Here is a 19,863-nt window from a genome sequence, read left to right on the forward strand (position 1 = left end):
GCCGTCAGTGATCCGTCCGCGCGTCCGTGTCCGTGGTGTCCAGCAGCTCGCGGAAGGCCCGCGACACCGCGTCCGGGTGCTCCATCATCGCGACGTGCCCGCTGTCGGGGAGCAGCAGCAGCCTCGCGTCCCGGAAGGTACGCGCGGCACGGTACGCCATCCGGGGGGCGACGAGCCTGTCCCTGCCTCCGTACACCAGCAGCGTCGGCGCCAGCACGCGCTCGGCCTGCCGCCACAGATTGTGCTGGCCGCCCAGTGTGTAGGCGTCGATGATGCCGCGCGCCGAACGCGTCAGCGCGTCCCAGAAGTAAGGGAGGGCCAGCCGGCGCGCGTACTCCGTGGAGTGCGCGGAGAAGGCCTCCTCGGTCACCTTGCCCGGGTCGCCGTAACAGAGCGAGAGCAGCTGCTGGGTGCGCCGGTCCACCGTCCAGCCCCGGGTCGCCCGGGTGAAGAGCCCGGCCACGCCGGGCACCCCGAGGATGCCGGTCGGCCAGGCGCTGCGCTGCGGCGGCACCTCGGGCAGGGCGGGCGAGATCAGGGTGAGGGTGCGGACCAGGTCGGGCCGGGCCGCGGCCACCTTGGTGGCCACCGCGCCGCCCAGGGAGTTGCCGAAGAGGTGCACCGGACCGCGCCCGGAGGCCTCCAGCAGGCGCACGACCGCGCGCGCGTGCCCCCCGATCGAGTAGTTGCCGTCGTCCGGCGGCGGCGAGTAGCCGAATCCGGGCAGGTCGAGGGCCTCCCCGCGGACCCGGTCGGACAGCACGCCCATCAGCAGCGACCAGTTCAGGGACGAGCCCCCCAGGCCGTGCACGAAGAGCGCGGGGGCAAGCCCCTCGTCCTCCTCCTCGCGCGATCGGACGGTCAGCGTCAAGCCCGGCAGGGACACGACGCGCACACTCTCGCCCTCCCCGGCTCTGGGCCCCGAAGGCGGCAGAGGCACGGCGGCAAGTGCGGCTTCGGGGGACTCCGTCGAGGACATGGGGCAATGTTACGAGACGATCACGCGTACGCTTGTGTGTTCGCTCTCACACGCGCCGCACGGATTTTTTCGTCCCTCCCGTCACTCTGCGGGGGCCGTTGACGTCTCCTACGCTCGCAAGAGGGGAAGAGGGGAGGAGGGGAACAAAGGGAGGCAGACGGACACAGCGCAGAGCGCACAAGCGGCCGGGTGGTCCCGTGCGAGCCGGGGACCACCGATTCCGGACAGGAAGGGAGGTGCCCGTGTCCGACGACATCGAGACATTCAACGGTGACCTCACCGACATCACCGACCTCACCGACGACTTGGAGGACACCGAGGCGGATATCGAGGCTCCCGAGAACGACATCGCCGAGCAGCACCTCGAGCTGCTCCAGCACCGCGATGTCCCGATCACCGAACGGCCCGACGACGCCGATCCGGCGGATGTCGCGGAACAACGGCGGGTGGTGGAACTCGACGAGGACGACTACAGGTGAGTTCCACTTGGTGAGAATGTGCGTTCGCACAGCGCATGGCCCCACTACCGAAAAGTACGATGGCACCCGCAGCGCAGAACGACATCACTTGGGAGGCGGCGTGACAGCCATCGAGCAGACTGAGGCGCGCCCTCGCGGCACGCGCCTGCCGCGCCGGGCCCGGCGTAACCAGCTGCTGGGCGCGGCCCAGGAGGTGTTCGTCGCCCAGGGCTACCACGCGGCCGCGATGGACGACATCGCCGAGCGGGCGGGTGTGAGCAAGCCCGTGCTCTACCAGCACTTCCCCGGCAAGCTGGACCTCTACCTGGCCCTGCTGGACCTGCACTGCGAGGCCCTGCTGGACGCGGTCCGCACCGCCCTGGCCTCCACCACGGACAACAAGCAGCGCGTGTCCGCGACCATGGACGCCTACTTCGCGTACGTGGAGGACGAGGGCGGTGCCTTCCGGCTGGTCTTCGAGTCGGACCTGACCAACGAGCCCGCGGTGCGCGAGCGCGTCGACACGGTCTCGCTCCAGTGCGCCGAGGCGATCAGCGAAGTGATCGCCGAGGACACCGGGCTGGCCACGGAGCAGTCGATGCTGCTGGCCGTCGGCCTCGGCGGCGTCTCCCAGGTGGTGGCCCGCTACTGGCTGTCCAGCGGCAGCTCCATGCCCCGAGACACCGCGGTGCAACTGCTGACCTCACTGGCCTGGCGCGGCATCGCCGGCTTCCCGCTGCACGGCACCGAGCACTGACTGTTCGCTGAGGGCGTGCCCGTCGGCCGATCGGCGGGGCGCGGGCGCGGCTAATGTGTCCTGCGTACGGCGCGAATCACCGCGCACACCGCAGACCGTTCGGAGGGACGAAAGCCGTGGAGGTCAAGATCGGCGTGCAGCACGCGCCGCGTGAGATCAGCATCGAGAGCGGGCAGACGGCCGAGGAAGTCGAGAAGGCCGTCGCCGACGCCCTGACGGGCACCGGCAAGCTGCTCAGCCTCACCGACGAGCAGGGCAAGCGCGTGCTCGTCCCGGCCGACCGGCTGGCCTACGTGGAGATCGGCGAGCCCGCCCAGCGCCGCGTGGGCTTCGGGGCACAGCTCTAGCCGTAACGCGGCTTCCGAGCACGACGGCGGGTCACCCTCACGAGGGGGGTGTCCCGCCGTTTCGCATTGCCTCCCGGCGGGGTAGGACCCGGAGCGACCGTCACCTCAGGGAGGGGCCGCCGCATGTTGTGGGAAACGATCGCGTTCGCCGCCGCCGGGCTCGTCGTCGCCTGTGCCGCGACCAGGCTGCTCCCCCGGCGCCGCCTTCCCGCGACACCGCTCGCCCTGGTCACCGGCCCCGTGGCCGCCCTCGTCGGCGGTTCCATCGCGCGCACGGTGCTGGGCTCCGCGCTCTTCCCGCTCAACCTGACACTGTCCGTGGCCGTGGCGGCCGCGCTGCTGTCGGTGCTGGTCCGCCGCCCGCGCGCCGACCGCCGCAGCCCGGCGCCCCGCCCCGCATAGGCCCCGCACCACAGGCGCATCGCGCCCTGAAGGGGCGCGGCCGCCGCCGAAGGGGAGACCGCGCACGCCCGACCTCCCCCAGCCACCGGCAGGGCCCCCGGCACCGGCTCAACGCGCCGAAGGCGCATCGCGCCCTGAGCTACGCGACCGATGCCACGGCGGGTGGGGCACCCCACCGCCGACTTGCGCGGCCCGGAGGCGAACCGGGCCCCCGATCAGGCAGACAGCCCCAGGGCGGCCATGCGCTTGGTGTGGGCCTCGGTGATCCGAATGAACATACGGCCGACCTCGGCGAGGTCGAAGCCGTCGGCGACCCCGCCCACCAGCATCGTGGAGAGCGCGTCCCGGTCCGCGACCACCCGCTGCGCCTGCGACAGCGCCTCGCCCATCAGCCGTCGCGCCCACAGCGCGAGTCGGCCGCCCAGCCGCGGGTCGGCCTCGATCGCCGAACGGACCTTCTCCACGGCGAAGGAGGCGTGACCGGTGTCGTCGAGCACGGCGAGGACGAGCTCGCGGGTGTCGGTGTCCAGCCGGGCCGCGACCTCGCGGTAGAAGTCGGAGGCGATGGAGTCGCCCACGTAGGCCTTGACCAGGCCCTCCAGCCAGTCGGAGGGTGCGGTCTGGCGGTGGAACTCGTCCAGCGCCGCCGCGAAGGGCTCCATCGCCTGGGTCGGGGCCGCCTCGATCGCCGACAGCCGGTCGCGCAGCTGCGCGAAGTGGTGGAACTCGGCGGACGCCATCGCGGCGAGCTCCGCCTTGTCCTCCAGGGACGGCGCGAGCTTCGCGTCCTCCGCCAGTCGCTCGAACGCGGCCAGCTCCCCGTAGGCGAGCGCCCCGAGCAGATCCACCACCGCGGCGCGGTACTGCGGATCGGCGGAGGCGGCGGCCCAGTCCTGGGCGGCGATGGGGGGAGCGTCGGGGGTCTCGGCGGGGGTCTCAGGCGTCTCCATGGTGCGCACAATAGCCAACCCCACCAGCCCGGCAACCATCCCGTACGACCCCGCCACGCGGAAGTCCCCGGGGCTGTGTCCCGTATCCCGGAAATCGGACCACCTCGGCTGTGCGATTCCGGGGTACAGTGGTATGAGCCCGCCAGGTCAACCGGCGGGTAATTTGTGAACCAGCACAAATGGATGCCCGGTCGGTGGCCCGATCGGCTCCTACCGACCGCCCTCCCCGCGTCTGGGGAGGGGCCCGCTTCGCGGCGCACGCGAGGGCAGCGGTCCCGCGCACCTCGGCCGCCCATGGCCGTACAGACACCCCGCGCGGTCAGCGCAGTTCCCTGCGTTCGACCCTCCCCGCTTCACAGCACGGCGCCGCGCCCAGAAACAGAAGAGGCAGCATCCTGACCACCACCATGACCTTCCGCGACCTGGGGATTCTCCCCGAAACCGCCGAGGCCCTCGAAGCCGTCGGCATCATCACGCCCTTCCCCATCCAGGAAATGACCCTCCCGGTCGCCCTGGCGGGCAACGACGTGATCGGCCAGGCCAAGACCGGCACCGGCAAGACCCTGGGCTTCGGCCTCCCGATCCTGGAGCGGGTCGTCGTCCCGGTCGACGTCGAGGCCGGCCGCGCCCGCCCCGAGGACGTCGTCGACGGGCCGCAGGCCCTGGTGATCGTCCCCACCCGCGAGCTGTGCCAGCAGGTCACCAACGACCTGCTGACCGCCGGCAAGGTGCGCAACGTCCGCGTGCTGGCCATTTACGGCGGCCGCGCGTACGAGCCGCAGGTCGAGGCCCTGAAGAAGGGCGTCGAGGTGGTCGTCGGCACTCCGGGCCGGCTGCTGGACCTCGCCGGCCAGAAGAAGCTCAGCCTCCGCAACGTGCGCGCGCTGGTCCTCGACGAGGCCGACGAGATGCTCGACCTCGGCTTCCTCCCCGACGTCGAGAAGATCATCAACATGCTGCCGGTCAAGCGGCAGACCATGCTCTTCTCCGCGACGATGCCGGGCGCCGTGATCGGCCTGGCCCGCCGCTACATGTCGCAGCCCACGCACATCCGCGCCACCTCGCCGGACGACGAGGGCGCGACGGTCGCCAACACCACCCAGCACATCTTCCGCGCGCACTCCCTGGACAAGCCGGAGCTCGTCTCCCGCATCCTCCAGGCCGAGAGCCGCGGCCTGGCGATGATCTTCTGCCGTACCAAGCGCACCGCGGCCGACCTCGCGGAGCAGCTGGAGCAGCGCGGCTTCGCCTCGGGCGCGGTCCACGGCGACCTCGGTCAGGGTGCCCGCGAGCAGGCGCTGCGTGCCTTCCGCAACGGCAAGGTCGACGTCCTGGTCTGCACCGACGTCGCCGCCCGCGGCATCGACGTCGAGGGTGTCACGCACGTGATCAACTACCAGACGCCGGAGGACGAGAAGACCTACCTCCACCGCATCGGCCGCACCGGCCGCGCGGGCGCGTCCGGCACCGCGATCACCCTGGTCGACTGGGACGACATCCCGCGCTGGCAGCTGATCAACAAGGCGCTGGACCTGTCGTTCAACGACCCGGAGGAGACCTACTCCACCTCGTCCCACCTCTACGAGCTGCTGGGCATCCCGCAGGGCACCAAGGGCGTCCTGCCGCGTGCGGAGCGCACCCGTGCCGGGCTCGACGCGGAGGCGATCGAGGACCTGGGCGAGACCGGCGGCCGCGGCCGTGGTCGTGGCGGCCGCAAGGCGGCCGGTCCCGCGGCCGGTCCCGCGGCCGAGACCGACGAGCGGCCGGCCCGCACCCGTGCCCCGCGCCAGCGCCGCCGCACCCGCAACGGGAGTCCGGTGACGGAGGCGGCCGCGGGCGCCGAGCAGGCCGCCGAGGCCGCGCTCGACACCGCCGAGGGCGCACCGGCGACGGAGCGCCCCGCGCCGCGCCGCCGGCGCCGCACCCGTACGGTGGCGGAGTCCACGGCGACGGCCACGGCCACCGCCCCGGTGGCGGAGGAGACGGACGCCGCGGAGGCGCCCGCCGCACCGCGCCGCCGGCGCACGCGTGCTGCCGCCGGCGCCGCTGCCGAGGCTTCCGCGCAGACCGCCGGGGCCGCGGCCCCGGCCGACGTGACGGCCGCCGAGGGCGACAGCAGCGAGGCCAAGGCCTCGCGCCGCAGGCGCCGCACCCGCACGGCCAAGCCCGCGGACGCCGAGACGGCGGGCTGACGCACCCCGCCCGGCGCGCTGCCGGGAAGCGAACGACGGCGAACGGCCGGGCACCCTCCGCGGTGCCCGGCCGTTCGCCGTCGCGCGCCACAGCCGTGGGGGGCACGTAGCACGACGGAAACCCGCCGCGGATAGCCTCGGCGCATGAGCCGACCGCCGTTTCTGACGCTGCCCGAGAACGTCACTGCGCATCCGCTGTCCACCGAGCGCGGTCGCTTCGCCGTCCTGGAGTCGGTCCCGCCGGCGGGGACCGCGCGGCGCGGCACAGCGCTGCTGGTGCCCGGCTTCACCGGCAGCAAGGAGGACTTCCTCGCGCTGCTGACGCCGCTGGCCGCGGCCGGTTTCCGCGCCGTCGCCGTGGACGGCCGGGGGCAGAACGAGTCGGTGGGCCCGCGTGACGAGACGGCGTACGCGCAGGGGGAACTGGCCACCGACGTCCTCGCGCAGACCGCCGCGCTGGGTCCGGACGCCGGCCCGGTCCATCTGCTGGGGCACTCGATGGGCGGCCTGGTCGTGCGCGCCGCGGCGATCGCGGCAGGGGCCGCGGGGAAGGACCTGCCGTGGGCGTCACTGACCCTGATGAGCTCCGGGCCCGCCGCGATCGAGACGGCCCAGCAGGCGCGGACGAAGCTGCTGCTGGAGGCGCTGTCCTCGATGGACATGGAGAGCGTGTGGCGGGCGATGCGCGAGCTGGACGCCCAGGATCTGGAGGGCACGGCAGGGACGGCGAACACGACGGGCGAGGTCGAGGTCGAGGAGTTCCTGCACCAGCGGTGGCTGCGCACCGTGCCGGAGCAGCTGATGGCGACCGGCAAGCAGCTGATCGCGGAGCCGGACCGGGTCGCCGAGCTGGCCGCGGTACCGCTGCGCACCCTGGTGCTGTCCGGCGCGGTCGACCACGCGTGGCCGGTGCCGTGGATGGACGAGATGGCGGCCCGGCTCGGCGCCCGGCGGGTGGTCATCGACGGCGCGGAGCACTCGCCCAACACGGAGCGGACGGCGGAGACGGCCGTGGCACTCGCCGATTTCTGGAACGGGGAGGCCGCGAGCGGTGACGGCGAGGCCTAGAGCCGGGCCTGCAGGTGCTCCCAGAAGCCGTCGCGCAGGACGCGGCGCAGATCGGCGTGGCCGCGCAGGGAGATGTTGAGCATGCCCTCCGCCTCGACGAGCAGTTCCTGGTCGTAGGCGGGCGGCAGGTAGGGGTGGCCGGGCAGCAGCTCGGCCAGTGAGTCGCGGCCACGGGTCGCCAGCCACTGGGAGGCGACCCGGGCGCCCACGAAGTGCACGTCCTCGCGGGTGGGGATGGGGCCGGTGGGGATGGGCGCGTCGCCGTAGATGGGCGCGGTGCGCCGGGTGATGTACGGCTTGCAGAAGTCCAGGTCGAGCGTGCGCAGGCTGTCGACCTCCCACAGCAGGGGGTCGGCCTGGTTGCGCCCGTCCGCGGCCTCGATGCCCCACAGGTGGACGCGGGCGCCGTAGCCCTGGGCGGCCTCGACGGCCGAGACCAGGTCCTCGTCGCCGCCGATCAGCACGGCGTCGGAGATCGCCCGGTGCCGGGCCAGCGACTCGAGGTCGCTGCGGATCAGCGAGTCGACGCCCTTCTGCTGCCGGCTGGCGTTGAGATTGCCGAGCCGTACCTTGACGTCGGGCAGCTCGGCGATGCGTTCCTGCTCCGCGCTGTGGATGCGGCGGCGGGCCCCGTCGTACCAGTAGACCCGCAGCAGCCGGCTGTCCGGGAAGAGCTTGCGGGCTCGGTCGATGAAGGCCTCGATGATCCCCTCGGCGTCGAGTTCGAAAGCCCTGCGGTCCTCGGTGCCCGCGACGAGGCGGCCGGCGGCGGCGTACACGTACCCGGCGTCCACGAACACAGCGTGGGTCGCCGGGGTCGTGGCGACCTCGGCGAGGACCCGCTGCAGGAGCTCATTGGTGCGCTCGATGCCGGCGGCGATGGCGGAAAGGGCTTCGTCGTCCATAGAACTCACATTGTCCGGCGCCGCGGTCCGCACACACAACCGGAACCGGGGCCACTGCGGGCTGTTGTTACCTGCGGGTAGAAGGCCGTCGGAAGATTTTCCTTAGGACAGGGAAGGTTTTCGCGATGGCAACAGTTGTCGATACATGAATGACTCACGCAGGTAACGGCTGAGAAGCAGCCCCGTACTCCAATGGAGGAGTGCCCGGACGAAGGGAGAAGCCATGAAGACCATGCGCTTCGAGATCATGCGCCTCAACGACCAGGACGGTCGCGCCGTCGACTGCATGGTCGTGGACGCCGCCTCCGTCGACCAGATCGTCCAGCAGGCCGCCGCGATCGGCCAGCGCATCTACATCCGCCCGGTCGAGCTGGCCTGACGGACACCGCGGAAGGGCCCCGTACGCTGCGGCTGCGGGGCCCTCGTCGTACCCGCGGTGCGGGCGACGGACCGTCAGCCCTCGCCGCGGATGAAGCCGAAGACGCCGTTGGCGATCTGCTGCACGGCGATCGCTGAGAGCAGCATCCCCGACAGCCTGGTGACCAGCACCACACCGCCGTCCTTGATCAGACGGATGATCACCAATGAGTAACGCATCGTCAGCCAGAGCACGACGTGCATGGCGGCGATCGCGACCCACACCGACACCTGTTCCCCGAAGCCGTGTGCGCGCTGCACCGCGAGGATCACCGTCACGATCGCGCCCGGGCCGGCGAGCAGCGGCATCCCGAGCGGCACCAGCGCGACGTTGACGTCCTTGGTCTGCGTCGGCTCGTCCGCCTTGCCGGTGAGCAGGTCGAGCGCGATGAGCAGCAGGAGCAGCCCGCCGGCGATCATCAGGGCGGGCACCGAGACATGCAGGTAGTCCAGGATCTGCTGGCCGCAGATGCCGAAGACGGTGATGACGCCGAGCGCGACCGAGGCGGCCTGCCAGGCCATGCGGCGCTGGACCTTGGCGGCGCGACCGGAGGTGAGGGCGAGGAAGATCGGCGTGATGCCGGGCGGGTCCATGATCACGAAGAGCGTGACGAACACGGACCCGAACAGGGTCAGGGAGAAGAGATCCATGGGCCTAGCGGTGTGCGGAAGGGGTGAGCGGAGCCGCGCCGGTCGCCCGGCGGACGATCTCGCGGTAGACATCGGGGTCGGTGGTGTTCTCGCCGAGCCGGCAGGTCTTGCGCGTGCCGTGGTAGTCGCTGGAGCCGGTGGCCAGCAGCCCCAGCTCGGCGGCGAGGTGGCGCAGCCGGGCGCGGGTGGACTCGTCGTGGTCCATGTGGTCGACCTCAATGCCGTCCAGCCCCGCGGCGGCCAGCTCCTGGATCATGCTCTCCGGAACGACCGCCCCGCGTTTGACGGCGGCGGGGTGGGCGAAGACGACGACCCCGCCGGCGTTCTTGACCAGGCGGATCGCCGCGAAGGGGTCCAGTTCGTGCTTCTGGACGTAGGCGCGGCCGCCGGGGCCGATCCACTCGGGGGTGAACGCCTCGGAGATACTGCCCACCAGCCCCCCGTCGATCAGCGCCTGCGCGATGTGCGGGCGGCCCACGGCGCCGTCGCCCGCGATGCGGGCCACCTGTTCCCACGTCACCGGCACGCCGTGCTCGCGGAGTTTGGCCACCATGGCCTGCGCGCGGGGCGTCCGGTCGTCGCGGACGAGTTCGCGCTCGCGGTACAGCTCCGGCTCCAGCGGGTCGAAGAGGTAGGCGAGCATGTGCATGCTCACGCCGTCATGCCGGCAGGAGAGCTCGGCACCGGTGACCAGGGTCAGACCGCTGTCACCGTGGGCGTGCAGGTCGTCGAGCGCCTTGCCGGCCTCGGCGTATCCGCCCACGGTGTCGTGGTCGGTGAGGGCGACCACGTCCAGCCCGGCGGCGGCCGCGGCCCGCACCAGCCCGGCCGCGGTGTCCGTGCCGTCGGACGCCGTGGAGTGGGTGTGCAGGTCGATGCGCACGAACGTCGCTCCAAGGCTCTCGGTACTCGGCGCCGGCCGCGGACAGCGGCCTTGCGATTACCAGGATAACTGCCCGGCGAGCCTGTGAATCTCAGGAGAGCAGGCGGGGGGAAAGCGCCCCGCACGGAACGAGGTCGATCTCGGCACCGGCCTCGCGCAGATCGGTCAGTATCAGCTCGTCGTAGATGAGCAGCCCGGACTCCTCCGGCCAGACGATCGCCCACAGCCATAGGCCGAACGATTCACCGGCGAAGACGGCCCGGTCCAGCGGGGTGCCCGTCACATGCCACAGGGGGGTCGGCCGGCCCGCCGCGACCACCTTCGCCGCCGGCGGCTTGCCGACGCACATCTGCGGCCCCGGATCGGGCCCCGCGATGCCCGCGAACCGCGCGCCGAGACCCACGCCCAGTTCCTCCGCGACCAGCACCATCTCCCCCGGCCCGCCGAGCGGCCCGGGGCCGGAGCAGGCGACCGCGGTCGCCCGGCCGCCACTGCGGTCGTCCCCCGCCGACGCGACGCCGCTGAACAGCCAGCCGACCGGCAGCGGCCAGGGCATCCACACCGGGACGCGGGCCCGGCTGACGACGACGCCGAGCGCCTCGACACTGGGCGGTACGACGGGCTGCATCGGGTGCACGGCGCCGTGGTCGTCGCACTGCCAGGCGTCGGCGAAGAGGCCGGGCACGCGGACCCGTCCACCGCACTTCGGGCAACTGGGTTCGCCCCTCATACCGCCCCACGGTCCTACCACGGCGTGCCCGCGTCAAGGACGATCACCCGTCCGGGTCCGGCAGCGTGGCGCCCCGGCACGGCCCACGAGCGCAACGCACCGGCGCGGCAGGGCCCGTCAGACGGACAGCGGCACCGAGGCGCGCATCGGATCGCGCAGGTCGGTACCGGCCTCCAGCCACCGCTCCTGCAGCGGCCCCGCGCCACGCACCCGCTTCCAGGCGGCCTCGTTGGCCGTCATGGGCAGCAGCGGGAAGAAGTGGACCGGGTCCATCGGCGGATCGAGGTCGAGATCCTCGATCAGGCCGCCCGGCTCGGCGACCAGGACGGCGGAGAACCCGGCGCCGGGCCACAGGGGTTCACCGACGTCCAGGGAGTTGCCGGGGGCCACGACCACCCCCTCGACCTGGGGCGAGGCGGCCAGCACGGCGAGCGGGCGCAGCACCCGGTCGGTGTCGGCGCCGCTTGTGGTGCGCAGGGTGAGCACCAGTTCTGCCCGCGGACCGCGCACAGGGTCGGCGACACTGACCGACAGGGGCGCCGCGAAGGTCGACGGGGTGGTGCCGGCCGGGGATCCGGCCGGGTCGTTCATGGGCGCGCGGGACATACCGAGCGTCACGTAGCGCACCAGGTCCCCGTCGCGGAAGCGGAGCACCTCGATGCGCTCGGTCCCGAGGAAGGTGATCGCCGCGCGCGCGTCCGGCTCCCCGAAGGACATGCGCAGACGCGCCTCGACCAGCCCCAGTACATCGACCATGAGCCGAGCATAGAGCGCGTATGAAATGGGCAAAGGAGCGCTGTGACGCTTTGGGTGCCTGCTATGGTGAGCCGTCGGTCACGCCGGTAGAGGCGTGCCCGTTCTCCCCCAGCGGGGACAGGCCGGAGGAGGTGGGGCTGCAATGGATCCTAGTCGACCGTGCAGTACCGGCAGCTCTTCCGCCCGGCAACTCTCCTGATCCCCAGCGTTCCGTACCCGGCCACCCGGCCGTGAAACCAAGAAATTCACGGAACTCCAGAGGATTTTCGGAACACTCCGCGAGCGTCCGCGTGCCTTCTCGCCGCTCTGCTCGCACCCCTGGTCTGCCCGGGCCGCCTGCCGCCTCCGGAAGAGCTCGCTGAACTGCGCAGTGATCAACGGTGATCACCCTGCCCTGATCCGCATTTCAGTCCGGCCAGTCCGTGAAGGAGCTTGCCATGTCGATGATTCGTGACCTGCGCGCAGTCGTCCGTCCCGCCCTGCGCAAGAGCAGCACTTCGTACGACTACGGCCCGGACCGCTCCCGCAACGCCACCCCGCCCAGCGCCGTCGTGGACTGCGCGGTCTACCGCGACGGGCGCCGCAGCAGCGACCACATCACACCGCGCGAGGCGCTGGAGAAGGTGAGCGGCGACGGCGACGAGGGCTTTGTGTGGATCGGGTTGCACGAGCCGTCGGAGCGCGAGTTCTCCGAGATCGCGGACGTCTTCGGACTCCACCCGCTGGCCGTGGAGGACGCCGTCCACGCCCACCAGCGGCCCAAGCTGGAGCGGTACGACGACACGCTCTTCATGGTCTTCAAGACCATCCGCTACGTCGAGCACGCCGAACTCACCGCCACCAGCGAGGTGGTGGAGAGCGGTGAGGTCATGGTCTTCACCGGGCGGCAGTTCGTCATCACCGTGCGGCACGGCGGCCACGGCTCGCTGCGCGCGCTGCGCCACCGCCTCGAGGACGACCCCGAGCTGCTGGCCAAGGGCCCCTCGGCGGTGCTGCACGCCATCGCCGACCAGGTCGTCGACGACTACCTGGCGGTCAGCGAGGCCGTCCAGGACGACATCGACGAGGTCGAGATCGACGTCTTCTCCGCGCAGGGCAAGTCCCCGCGCGCCACGGACGCCGGGCGGATCTACCAACTCAAGCGCGAGGTGCTGGAGTTCAAGCGCGCGGTCTCCCCGCTGCTGCGGCCGATGCAGATGCTCAGCGAGCGGCCGATGCGTGTGGTGGACCCGGAGATCCAGAAGTACTTCCGGGACGTCGCCGACCACGTCGCCCGCGTCCACGAAATGGTCGTCGGCTTCGACGACCTGCTGAACTCCATCCTCCAGGCCAACCTCGCCCAGGCGGCGGTCGCGCAGAACGAGGACATGCGCAAGATCACCTCATGGGCGGCCATCATCGCCGTCCCGACCATGATCTGCGGTGTGTACGGGATGAACTTCGAGCACATGCCGGAACTGCACTGGCGGTACGGCTATCCGATGGTGCTGGTCGCCATCGGCGGCATCTGCCTCGCCATCCACCGCATCCTGCGCCGCAACGGCTGGCTGTAGGGCCGGGTCAGCCCCTCCTGCGGTCGGCGAGGATGACCAGCGCCAGCCCGGCCAGGATCACCAGGAGCGCCGGATAGGCCGCCACGGGCGGGGTCTGGCCCAGCCACAGGGCCGCGACCAGCGCGGCCCCCGGCGTCTCCAGCAGGATCGCCGTGGAGGTCGTCGAGGCACCGAGGCCGCGCACCACGCGGTTGAGGATGCTGTGCCCGAGCAGCTGCGCGGCCACGGTCAGCACGGCGAGCTTCAGCCAGGTCGTTCCGGAGTAGCCGGCGAGCGCGGAGCCGGAGGCCAGGCAGACCGCCAGCAGCGCCACGGCGGTGGTGGCATAGCAGACGAAGGTGTACGCCGTCGTGCTGACGGTCCGTCGCACCTCGGCGCCCAGCAGGACGTAGCCCGCGGCGGCGATGCCGCCGGCCAGCGCCAGCGCGTCGCCGGCCAGGGCGCGCGGTGACAGCGACAGGTCCACGCCGGTGAGGATGACCACGCCGAGGACGGCGAGGCCGGTGCCCGCCCACACCAGCGCGGGCTGCCGCTGCCCGCGCAGCCGCAGGAAGAGGGTGGTCCAGACCGGCGTCATGGTGACCATCGCCGTCGAGGAGGCCACCGAGGTCATCGACAGGCTGGGCAGCCAGAGCCCGAAGTGCAGGGCCAGGACCGCGCCCGCGGCGACCGACAGCCCCAGGGCCTTGCGGCCCATGCCGCGCAGCTCGGCGCGATGCCGCAGCAGCGCGAACGGGCTGAGGACACCCACCGCCATCGCGTTGCGCCAGAACGCGATCGCGAGCGCGGGCGCGGCCGTCGCGGCGATGAGCGGGGCCGACAGCGACACCCCGGCGACGGCCACCGCCAGCAGCGCGAAGTCCAGGGGCGCCTTGGCGTGCGGAACGGCCTCCGGGGCCTTTGCCGCCGTCGTCGTCAAAGCGGAGTTGCTGCTGGCGGGCGGCGCGGCGGACACGCGGGTTCTCCTCGGGGCGGCGGGACGGCGACCCCCTTAGCGTAAGGCCCGTACCCCACCCGAGCTCCTGTCGTCTCACGATGCGTGCGACCGGCGGCCGCGGGAGGGCAGGCAATAGGCTGGGCGCATGACGGAAACCGTGGAGCAGCCCCTGCTGGACCGGGCACTCATCGAGGAAGCCGCCAAGAAGTCGGGGCTGCTGTGGGTCGACGGTCAGGCGCTGTGGCACGCGTGGGTCGACGGCGCGGTCGTGGTGGTCGGCGGCGGCCCGGGCGAGCAGCCGCTGCCCGGGCTCCCGCCCGGCGGCACGGCGCTGGTCACCCTCCGCAGCAAGGACAAGGGCGGCCGCCTGGTCGCCTTCCCGGCCCGGGTCGAGGAACTCCCCGCGCACGAGGAGGCGTGGACCGCCGCCGTCACGGAGCTCAAGGGCAAGCGGCTCAACGCGCCGGACGCCGGGACGATGACCGGGCGCTGGGCGCGCGAGTGCCGTGTACTGCGCCTGGAGCCGGCGGGGGCGCCCACCGAGCGGCCCGGCCTGATGCCGGAGCACAGCGGCGCCGCGGTCCCGGTACCCACCACCGCCACCACCCGCCGCCCGGTCCCGGCCGGTCTGCCCAAGCTGCTGTTCCGGCGGCGCGGCCGCGCGTGAGGGCGGCCTAGGACGTCACGGACCGGCCGTAGTCGACGACCTCGTCCTCGTCGGGGGCGCGGAGTGTGAAGTCCTTGCCCCAGTCCGCCATGGTCAGCGTGCCCGCGCCGCCGGCCCGTTCGTAGCGCAGCGGATAGGGCGTGCCCTCCAGGGAGACGTCGATCGTGCCGCCGCTGCCGCCGTCCGCGGTGACCGCGATGGTGCGGACGGGGCCGACCTTGCGGTGGTCGCCGACCGCGAGGTCGCCGCGCAGCACGAAGAAGCCGTCCAGCAGCACTTCCTTGTCGGTGAAGCCGCTGAACTGGCGGTAGGCGGGATCGCCGGTGGGCACCTTGACGTACTTGTCCTTGAGCTTGGCGCCGACCTCGTCGCCGTAGAAGCCCGCGCCCGCCTTCAGGTACAGGTCCTTGCCGACCCGCAGCAGCTCGAAGGTGCTGCCCTGGGTGCTGACCTCGCCGAAGCCGCCGTTGGCGCGCAGCCGCATGTCGAGGGTGTAGGTGCGGCCCTTGCTGACGACCGTGCCGGACAGCCGGACGGTGTCGGCGGCCTCCGCCGCAATGCGGGCTCGCTTCTCGATGGTGGTGGGGGGCAGCTTGCCGACGCCGTTGGTCCCCGCGTCCGGATCACCCGCGCACCCCGTGAGAAGGGGGAGCGCCAGGAGTGCGCACACCAGGCTCGGGAAGGCGGCTGAACGGCGGCCGGGAATCACGGTGTTCTCTTCCTCCTGCGGTCGTCGCCGCCTGACCGAGCAGCGCGGCGGAGCCGAAGCTACCGAAGCGTACCCCCGGCCGGGCGAACGGCTGTGAACGCGATGCGAAGCCCCCGTGGAGCATCTCCGCGCGCCTGGCGCGACCTGCGGCGTTAGCCTGACCGCATGGCAGCCGGAACCTCCCGGGTCTTTCTCTCGCATCTGTCCGGGGTGCGGGTCTTCGACCCCAATGGGGACCAGGTCGGCCGGGTCCGGGACGTGATCGTGATGCTGCGGGTCGGCGGCCGCCCGCCGCGCGTGCCCGGCCTGGTGGTCGAAGTGGCGGGCCGGCGGCGGATCTTCCTGCCGATCACACGGGTGACGGGCGTGGAGTCCGGCCAGGTGATCACCACCGGCGTGGTCAACATGCAGCGCTTCGAGCAGCGCCCCACCGAGACACTGGTCATCGGCGAGCTGCTGGACCGGCGGGTCACGCTGGTCGACACCGGCGAGGAGGTGACCGTGCTGGACGTGTCGATGGTGCGGCTGCCGGCCCGCCGCGACTGGGAGATCGACAAGGTCTTCGTCCGCCGCGGCAAGGGGCGCGTGGGGCTTTCCTGGAGGGGTACCGGCGGGCGGCGGGGGGGAGAGACCCTGACCGTGGAGTGGTCGGCGGTCACCGGCTTCTCGCTGGACGAGCACGCGCAGGGCGCGGCGGCGCTGCTCGCCACCTTCGACCAGTTGCGCCCGGCGGACCTCGCCGGGGTGCTGCACCACCTGTCGCCCAAGCGCCGCGCCGAGGTCGCGGCCGCGCTCGACGACGACCGGCTGGCCGACGTCCTGGAGGAACTGCCCGACGTCGACCAGGTGGAGATCCTCGGCAAGCTGAAGGAGGAGCGGGCGGCCGACGTCCTGGAGGCGATGGACCCCGACGACGCCGCCGACCTGCTCGCCGAGCTGCCCGAGCGGGTGCAGGAACGCCTCCTCGGGCTCATGGAGCCCCACGAGGCCGCCGACATGCGGCGGTTGATGTCGTACGAGGAGCGCACCGCGGGCGGTCTGATGACCACCGAGCCCATCGTGCTGCGCCCGGACGCCACCGTCGCCGACGCCCTCGCACGGGTCCGCAACCCCGATCTGTCCGCCGCGCTCGCCGCCCAGGTGTACGTCTGCCGGCCGCCGGACGAGACCCCCACCGGCAAGTACCTGGGCACCGTGCACTTCCAGCGGCTGCTGCGCGACCCGCCGTTCACGCTGGTGAGCGCGCTGCTCGACAACGACCTGGAGCCGTTGCGCCCGGACACCCCGCTGCCGGCCGTCACCAGCTTCCTGGCGACGTACAACATGGTGGCCGTACCGGTGGTGGACGAGGGCGGCTCGCTGCTCGGCGCGGTGACCGTCGACGACGTACTGGACCACCTGCTGCCGGAGGACTGGCGCGAGACCGAGCTGCACGGGGTGGCCGGGGATGAGTGACGAGCGCCCCCGCGTCCGGCTCGACCAGCCGCTCGTCCGCCGGATGAGCCTGCTGCCCGCCTACGACCCCGAGGCCTTCGGACGGTTGTCGGAGAAGATCGCGCGTTTCCTGGGAACGGGCCGCTTCATCGTCTGGATGACCGTGGTCATCGTGGCCTGGGTGGCGTGGAACGCGCTCGCGCCGCCCGCCATGCGGTGGGACACCTACCCGTTCATCTTCCTCACGCTGATGCTGTCGCTCCAGGCCTCCTACGCCGCCCCGCTCATCCTCCTGGCCCAGAACCGGCAGGACGACAGGGACCGGGTCAATCTGGAGCAGGACCGCAAGGCCAACGACCGGAGCATCGCCGACACCGAGTACCTCACCCGCGAGATCGCCGCACTGCGGCTGGGACTCGGCGAGGTCGCCACCCGCGACTGGATCCGCTCGGAACTCCAGGAACTGCTGAAGGAGATGCACGAGCACGCGCGCGCCGAGGCGGACTGAGGGCCCGCGGGGCCGTGTGAACCCGACCACCGCGGGTCATGGGCGCACACGCGCGACGTACCATCGGTCCATGGCTGACGACACTCCCGCAGGCGCTGTCTCGCTCGACGCGGTGCGCGCCGCCCTCGCGACGGTGAACGACCCAGAGATCCACAAGCCGATCACCGATCTGGGCATGGTCAAGTCCGTCGACATCGCCGACGGCGGAGCGGTGCGGGTCGGCGTGTACCTGACGGTGTCGGGCTGCCCGATGCGGGACACCATCACCAGTCTGGTGACGACGGCGGTCGCCAAGGTCGCGGGCGTCACCGGGGTCAGCGTCGAACTGGACGTCATGAGCGACGAGCAGCGTCGCGAGCTGGCCTCCTCGCTGCGCGGCGGCCAGGCCGAGCGCGAGATCCCCTTCGCCCAGCCGGGCTCGCTCACCCGCGTGTACGCGGTGGCCTCCGGCAAGGGCGGCGTCGGCAAGTCCTCGGTGACGGTGAACCTCGCCGCCTCGATGGCTGCCGACGGACTGAAGGTCGGTGTGGTCGACGCCGACATCTACGGCCACAGCGTGCCCCGCATGCTGGGCGTGGACGGCCGCCCCACCCAGGTCGAGAACATGATCATGCCGCCCTCGGCGCACGGCGTGAAGGTCATCTCCATCGGCATGTTCACCCCGGGCAACGCCCCCGTGGTGTGGCGCGGCCCGATGCTCCACCGCGCGCTCCAGCAGTTCCTCGCCGACGTCTACTGGGGCGACCTGGACGTGCTGCTCCTGGACCTGCCGCCCGGCACCGGTGACATCGCCATCTCGGTGGCCCAGCTGGTCCCGAACGCCGAGATCCTGGTCGTGACGACGCCCCAGCAGGCGGCGGCCGAGGTCGCCGAGCGCGCGGGCACCATCGCCGTGCAGACCCACCAGAAGATCGTCGGCGTCATCGAGAACATGTCCGGGCTGCCCTGCCCGCACTGCGGCGAGATGGTGGACGTCTTCGGCAGCGGCGGCGGCGAGCGCGTCGCGGAGGGCCTGACCCGCACCACCGGCGCCAACGTGCCGGTGCTGGGCCAGATCCCGATCGACGTCCGGCTGCGCGAGGGCGGCGACGACGGCCGCCCGGTCGTGCTCACCGACCCGCAGTCCCCGGCCGGCTCCGCGCTCCGCGACATCGCCGGCAAGCTCGGCGGCCGCCAGCGCGGTCTCGCCGGCATGTCCCTGGGCATCACGCCGCGCAACAAGTTCTGAGCGGCACCTGCCGCTGTGTCAGGGGCGTCCTCCTCGCGAGGGCGCCCCTGCCGTCTGCCGACGGGTCAGCGCCGGTAGGCGTGGATGTCCTTGACCCGCGACAGGCCGAGCCCGTAGGCGCTCATGCCCCGCCCGAACGCGCCCAGATGCACCCCGTGCGCGGAACCGGCCATCACCCAGCCGTACTCGGACTCGCGGTAGTGGAACGGCGTGGGCTCACCGTCCACCGGCAGGGTGAGCGCCGACCAGTCGGCCCCGTCGAGGTTGTCGGCGAGATCCCACGCGATGGCCGTCTGCTGGTCCAGCCAGTCCTCGCGCAGATGGCGTTCCATCTGGGTGGGCCAGGTGCACGTCAGCAACCCGGAGCCGGCCAGCCACGCCGCGGAGGCCACCGAGGTCTCCTCCAGGTCGCCCGTGCCGTCGGCGCTGCGCCGCAGCGGGCGCTGCGCGACCGTCACGACCGTCACGAAACGGCGGTTGTCCGGCGTGGGCTCGACCTTGACGGAGGGCTCGTCGCCGTGGCCGGTCGAGCCGTGCTCCACGGTGCCGTCCGCGCTCCTGCCGACGGGGGCGAGCCAGCGGTGCCCGGTGAAGGCCTCGTCCAGCCCGTACCAGGCGAAGTCGGCGCTGAGATAGCCGTCGATCGTACGATCCGCTGGATCGGCTGTGGTCTCCATACGCGCGGCGCCTCCTCCATAAGGGCAAACAAAGGGAGAATAGCCACTCGCGCGACCTGAACGGGGCACGGGCCCCGGTTCAGGTGGCGTCGGAGTCGAACGGCGGAGCCTCGCCCGGCTCCAGCCCGTCCCGCTTCTTCAGCCGGTCCGGCGTGCCGGAGGCGCCGGAAGCGCCCGTGGAACCGCCGCCGGAACCGCTGTCCCGCCCGTGCACGGCGTCGGTGACCGCGGACATCTCCTCCTTGAAGTCGAATCCGTTGCGGATCTCCTTCAGGCCGAATTCGTCGTTGTCCAGCAGCTGCTTGCGGACGAAGTTGCGCGGGTTGAGGTCCTCGAACTCGAAGTCCTTGAACTCCGGACCCAGCTCCTTGCGGATGTCGGCCTTGGCGCTGTCGGAGAACTCGCGCACCTTGCGGATGAAGTGCGTGACGTCCTTGATGACCTTGGGCAGCTTGTCGGGCCCAAACACGAGCACGGCAAGGATCACGAGCGCGACGACCTCCAGCGCGCCTATGTCTGAAAACACCGTGCAGCTCCTCGTGGTCCTCGGCCGGCGGACGGAATCCGGCGGATCAACTCACCGTACCTGGCCGAGCCGGGAAGACGGGAGTGGCCCGGGGTCAACAGTAGGCCGCGCCGGGGTAAACCCACCCGT

At 72.0% G+C, this 19,863-nt stretch carries 23 protein-coding genes; 12 read left to right on the forward strand and 11 right to left on the reverse strand.

The window, feature by feature from the left end; genetic code table 11:
• Positions 1-4 precede the first annotated feature (4 nt).
• Entirely contained in the window at positions 5-979 is a 975-nt protein-coding gene (locus tag RV983_RS13635) for an alpha/beta fold hydrolase (RefSeq protein ID WP_475986056.1), read from the reverse strand.
• A gap of 242 nt (positions 980-1,221) precedes the next feature.
• Between RV983_RS13635 and RV983_RS13640 the strand changes: the two genes are divergently transcribed.
• The 4 genes from RV983_RS13640 (at position 1,222) to RV983_RS13655 (ending at position 2,943) form a co-directional block, all read left to right on the forward strand.
• Entirely contained in the window at positions 1,222-1,458 is a 237-nt protein-coding gene (locus tag RV983_RS13640) for a hypothetical protein (RefSeq protein ID WP_475986057.1), read from the forward strand.
• 100 nt (positions 1,459-1,558) lie between these two features.
• Positions 1,559-2,194: a TetR/AcrR family transcriptional regulator gene (locus tag RV983_RS13645; RefSeq protein WP_475986058.1), complete on the forward strand. Its 636-nt coding sequence runs from the start codon at positions 1,559-1,561 to the stop codon at positions 2,192-2,194.
• 116 nt (positions 2,195-2,310) lie between these two features.
• On the forward strand, positions 2,311-2,541 hold the full coding sequence (locus RV983_RS13650) for a DUF3107 domain-containing protein (RefSeq protein ID WP_401580632.1): 231 nt from the start codon (positions 2,311-2,313) through the stop codon (positions 2,539-2,541).
• A gap of 123 nt (positions 2,542-2,664) precedes the next feature.
• The gene (locus RV983_RS13655; RefSeq protein ID WP_475986059.1) at positions 2,665-2,943 is read left to right on the forward strand and encodes a hypothetical protein; all 279 of its coding nucleotides are present in this window, start codon (positions 2,665-2,667) and stop codon (positions 2,941-2,943) included.
• Positions 2,944-3,158: 215 nt separating this feature from the next.
• Here the strand turns inward: RV983_RS13655 and RV983_RS13660 are convergent, their stop codons facing one another.
• The gene (locus tag RV983_RS13660; RefSeq protein ID WP_475986060.1) at positions 3,159-3,893 is read right to left on the reverse strand and encodes a ferritin-like fold-containing protein; all 735 of its coding nucleotides are present in this window, start codon (positions 3,891-3,893) and stop codon (positions 3,159-3,161) included.
• Between the two features lie 407 nt (positions 3,894-4,300).
• Here RV983_RS13660 and RV983_RS13665 point away from each other — a divergent pair, with 407 nt between their 5' ends.
• Complete coding sequence (locus tag RV983_RS13665; protein WP_475986061.1) at positions 4,301-6,085, forward strand: DEAD/DEAH box helicase; 1,785 nt, start codon at positions 4,301-4,303, stop codon at positions 6,083-6,085.
• Positions 6,086-6,229: 144 nt separating this feature from the next.
• Positions 6,230-7,153 (forward strand): alpha/beta fold hydrolase, encoded by a 924-nt coding sequence (locus RV983_RS13670; protein ID WP_475986062.1) that lies wholly within the window; start codon positions 6,230-6,232, stop codon positions 7,151-7,153.
• On the opposite strand, the gene RV983_RS13675 is transcribed toward RV983_RS13670, so the two are convergent.
• Positions 7,150-8,058: an NYN domain-containing protein gene (locus tag RV983_RS13675; protein WP_360907340.1), complete on the reverse strand. Its 909-nt coding sequence runs from the start codon at positions 8,056-8,058 to the stop codon at positions 7,150-7,152. The two genes, RV983_RS13670 and RV983_RS13675, sit on opposite strands and share 4 nt — an antisense overlap.
• Positions 8,059-8,281: 223 nt before the next feature.
• Between RV983_RS13675 and RV983_RS13680 the strand changes: the two genes are divergently transcribed.
• The gene (locus RV983_RS13680; protein WP_475990583.1) at positions 8,282-8,437 is read left to right on the forward strand and encodes a hypothetical protein; all 156 of its coding nucleotides are present in this window, start codon (positions 8,282-8,284) and stop codon (positions 8,435-8,437) included.
• Between the two features lie 74 nt (positions 8,438-8,511).
• Here RV983_RS13680 and RV983_RS13685 read toward each other — a convergent pair whose 3' ends face one another.
• The 4 genes from RV983_RS13685 to RV983_RS13700 form a co-directional block, all read right to left on the reverse strand.
• Entirely contained in the window at positions 8,512-9,126 is a 615-nt protein-coding gene (locus RV983_RS13685; protein ID WP_475986063.1) for a MarC family protein, read from the reverse strand.
• 4 nt (positions 9,127-9,130) lie between these two features.
• The gene (locus RV983_RS13690; protein WP_475986064.1) at positions 9,131-10,009 is read right to left on the reverse strand and encodes a PHP domain-containing protein; all 879 of its coding nucleotides are present in this window, start codon (positions 10,007-10,009) and stop codon (positions 9,131-9,133) included.
• 91 nt (positions 10,010-10,100) lie between these two features.
• Complete coding sequence (locus RV983_RS13695; protein ID WP_475986065.1) at positions 10,101-10,739, reverse strand: DUF6758 family protein; 639 nt, start codon at positions 10,737-10,739, stop codon at positions 10,101-10,103.
• A 117-nt stretch (positions 10,740-10,856) separates the two neighbouring features.
• Positions 10,857-11,495, reverse strand: coding sequence for a suppressor of fused domain protein (locus RV983_RS13700; protein ID WP_475986066.1), 639 nt, complete (start codon positions 11,493-11,495; stop codon positions 10,857-10,859).
• Between the two features lie 437 nt (positions 11,496-11,932).
• On the opposite strand from RV983_RS13700, the gene RV983_RS13705 reads away from it, so the two are divergent.
• Positions 11,933-13,048 carry a magnesium and cobalt transport protein CorA gene (locus RV983_RS13705; RefSeq protein ID WP_475986067.1) on the forward strand — a complete coding sequence of 372 codons (1,116 nt, stop codon included), beginning with the start codon at positions 11,933-11,935 and terminating at the stop codon, positions 13,046-13,048.
• Positions 13,049-13,055: 7 nt separating this feature from the next.
• Here RV983_RS13705 and RV983_RS13710 read toward each other — a convergent pair whose 3' ends face one another.
• A complete protein-coding gene (locus tag RV983_RS13710; protein ID WP_475990316.1) occupies positions 13,056-13,967 on the reverse strand; it encodes a DMT family transporter in 912 nt (303 codons plus the stop codon).
• Positions 13,968-14,130: 163 nt separating this feature from the next.
• On the opposite strand from RV983_RS13710, the gene RV983_RS13715 reads away from it, so the two are divergent.
• On the forward strand, positions 14,131-14,652 hold the full coding sequence (locus RV983_RS13715; protein ID WP_475986068.1) for a hypothetical protein: 522 nt from the start codon (positions 14,131-14,133) through the stop codon (positions 14,650-14,652).
• Positions 14,653-14,659: 7 nt separating this feature from the next.
• On the opposite strand, the gene RV983_RS13720 is transcribed toward RV983_RS13715, so the two are convergent.
• Positions 14,660-15,361, reverse strand: coding sequence for a hypothetical protein (locus RV983_RS13720; RefSeq protein ID WP_475986069.1), 702 nt, complete (start codon positions 15,359-15,361; stop codon positions 14,660-14,662).
• 165 nt (positions 15,362-15,526) lie between these two features.
• Here RV983_RS13720 and RV983_RS13725 point away from each other — a divergent pair, with 165 nt between their 5' ends.
• From RV983_RS13725 to RV983_RS13735, 3 genes are all read left to right on the forward strand, one after another.
• Complete coding sequence (locus tag RV983_RS13725) at positions 15,527-16,816, forward strand: magnesium transporter MgtE N-terminal domain-containing protein (RefSeq protein WP_475986070.1); 1,290 nt, start codon at positions 15,527-15,529, stop codon at positions 16,814-16,816.
• Positions 16,809-17,303, forward strand: coding sequence for a DUF1003 domain-containing protein (locus RV983_RS13730; RefSeq protein ID WP_475986071.1), 495 nt, complete (start codon positions 16,809-16,811; stop codon positions 17,301-17,303). Before RV983_RS13725 ends, RV983_RS13730 begins: the two co-directional genes overlap by 8 nt.
• 70 nt (positions 17,304-17,373) lie before the next feature.
• A complete protein-coding gene (locus RV983_RS13735; protein WP_475986072.1) occupies positions 17,374-18,531 on the forward strand; it encodes an Mrp/NBP35 family ATP-binding protein in 1,158 nt (385 codons plus the stop codon).
• A gap of 65 nt (positions 18,532-18,596) precedes the next feature.
• On the opposite strand, the gene RV983_RS13740 is transcribed toward RV983_RS13735, so the two are convergent.
• Together RV983_RS13740 and RV983_RS13745 are read right to left on the reverse strand one after the other, a co-directional pair.
• Positions 18,597-19,208 (reverse strand): hypothetical protein, encoded by a 612-nt coding sequence (locus RV983_RS13740; RefSeq protein WP_475986073.1) that lies wholly within the window; start codon positions 19,206-19,208, stop codon positions 18,597-18,599.
• A gap of 79 nt (positions 19,209-19,287) precedes the next feature.
• Positions 19,288-19,734 (reverse strand): sec-independent translocase, encoded by a 447-nt coding sequence (locus tag RV983_RS13745; protein ID WP_475986074.1) that lies wholly within the window; start codon positions 19,732-19,734, stop codon positions 19,288-19,290.
• Between the last annotated feature and the right edge of the window lie 129 nt (positions 19,735-19,863).

The sequence above is a fragment of the Streptomyces sp. RLA123 genome (assembly GCF_056270165.1).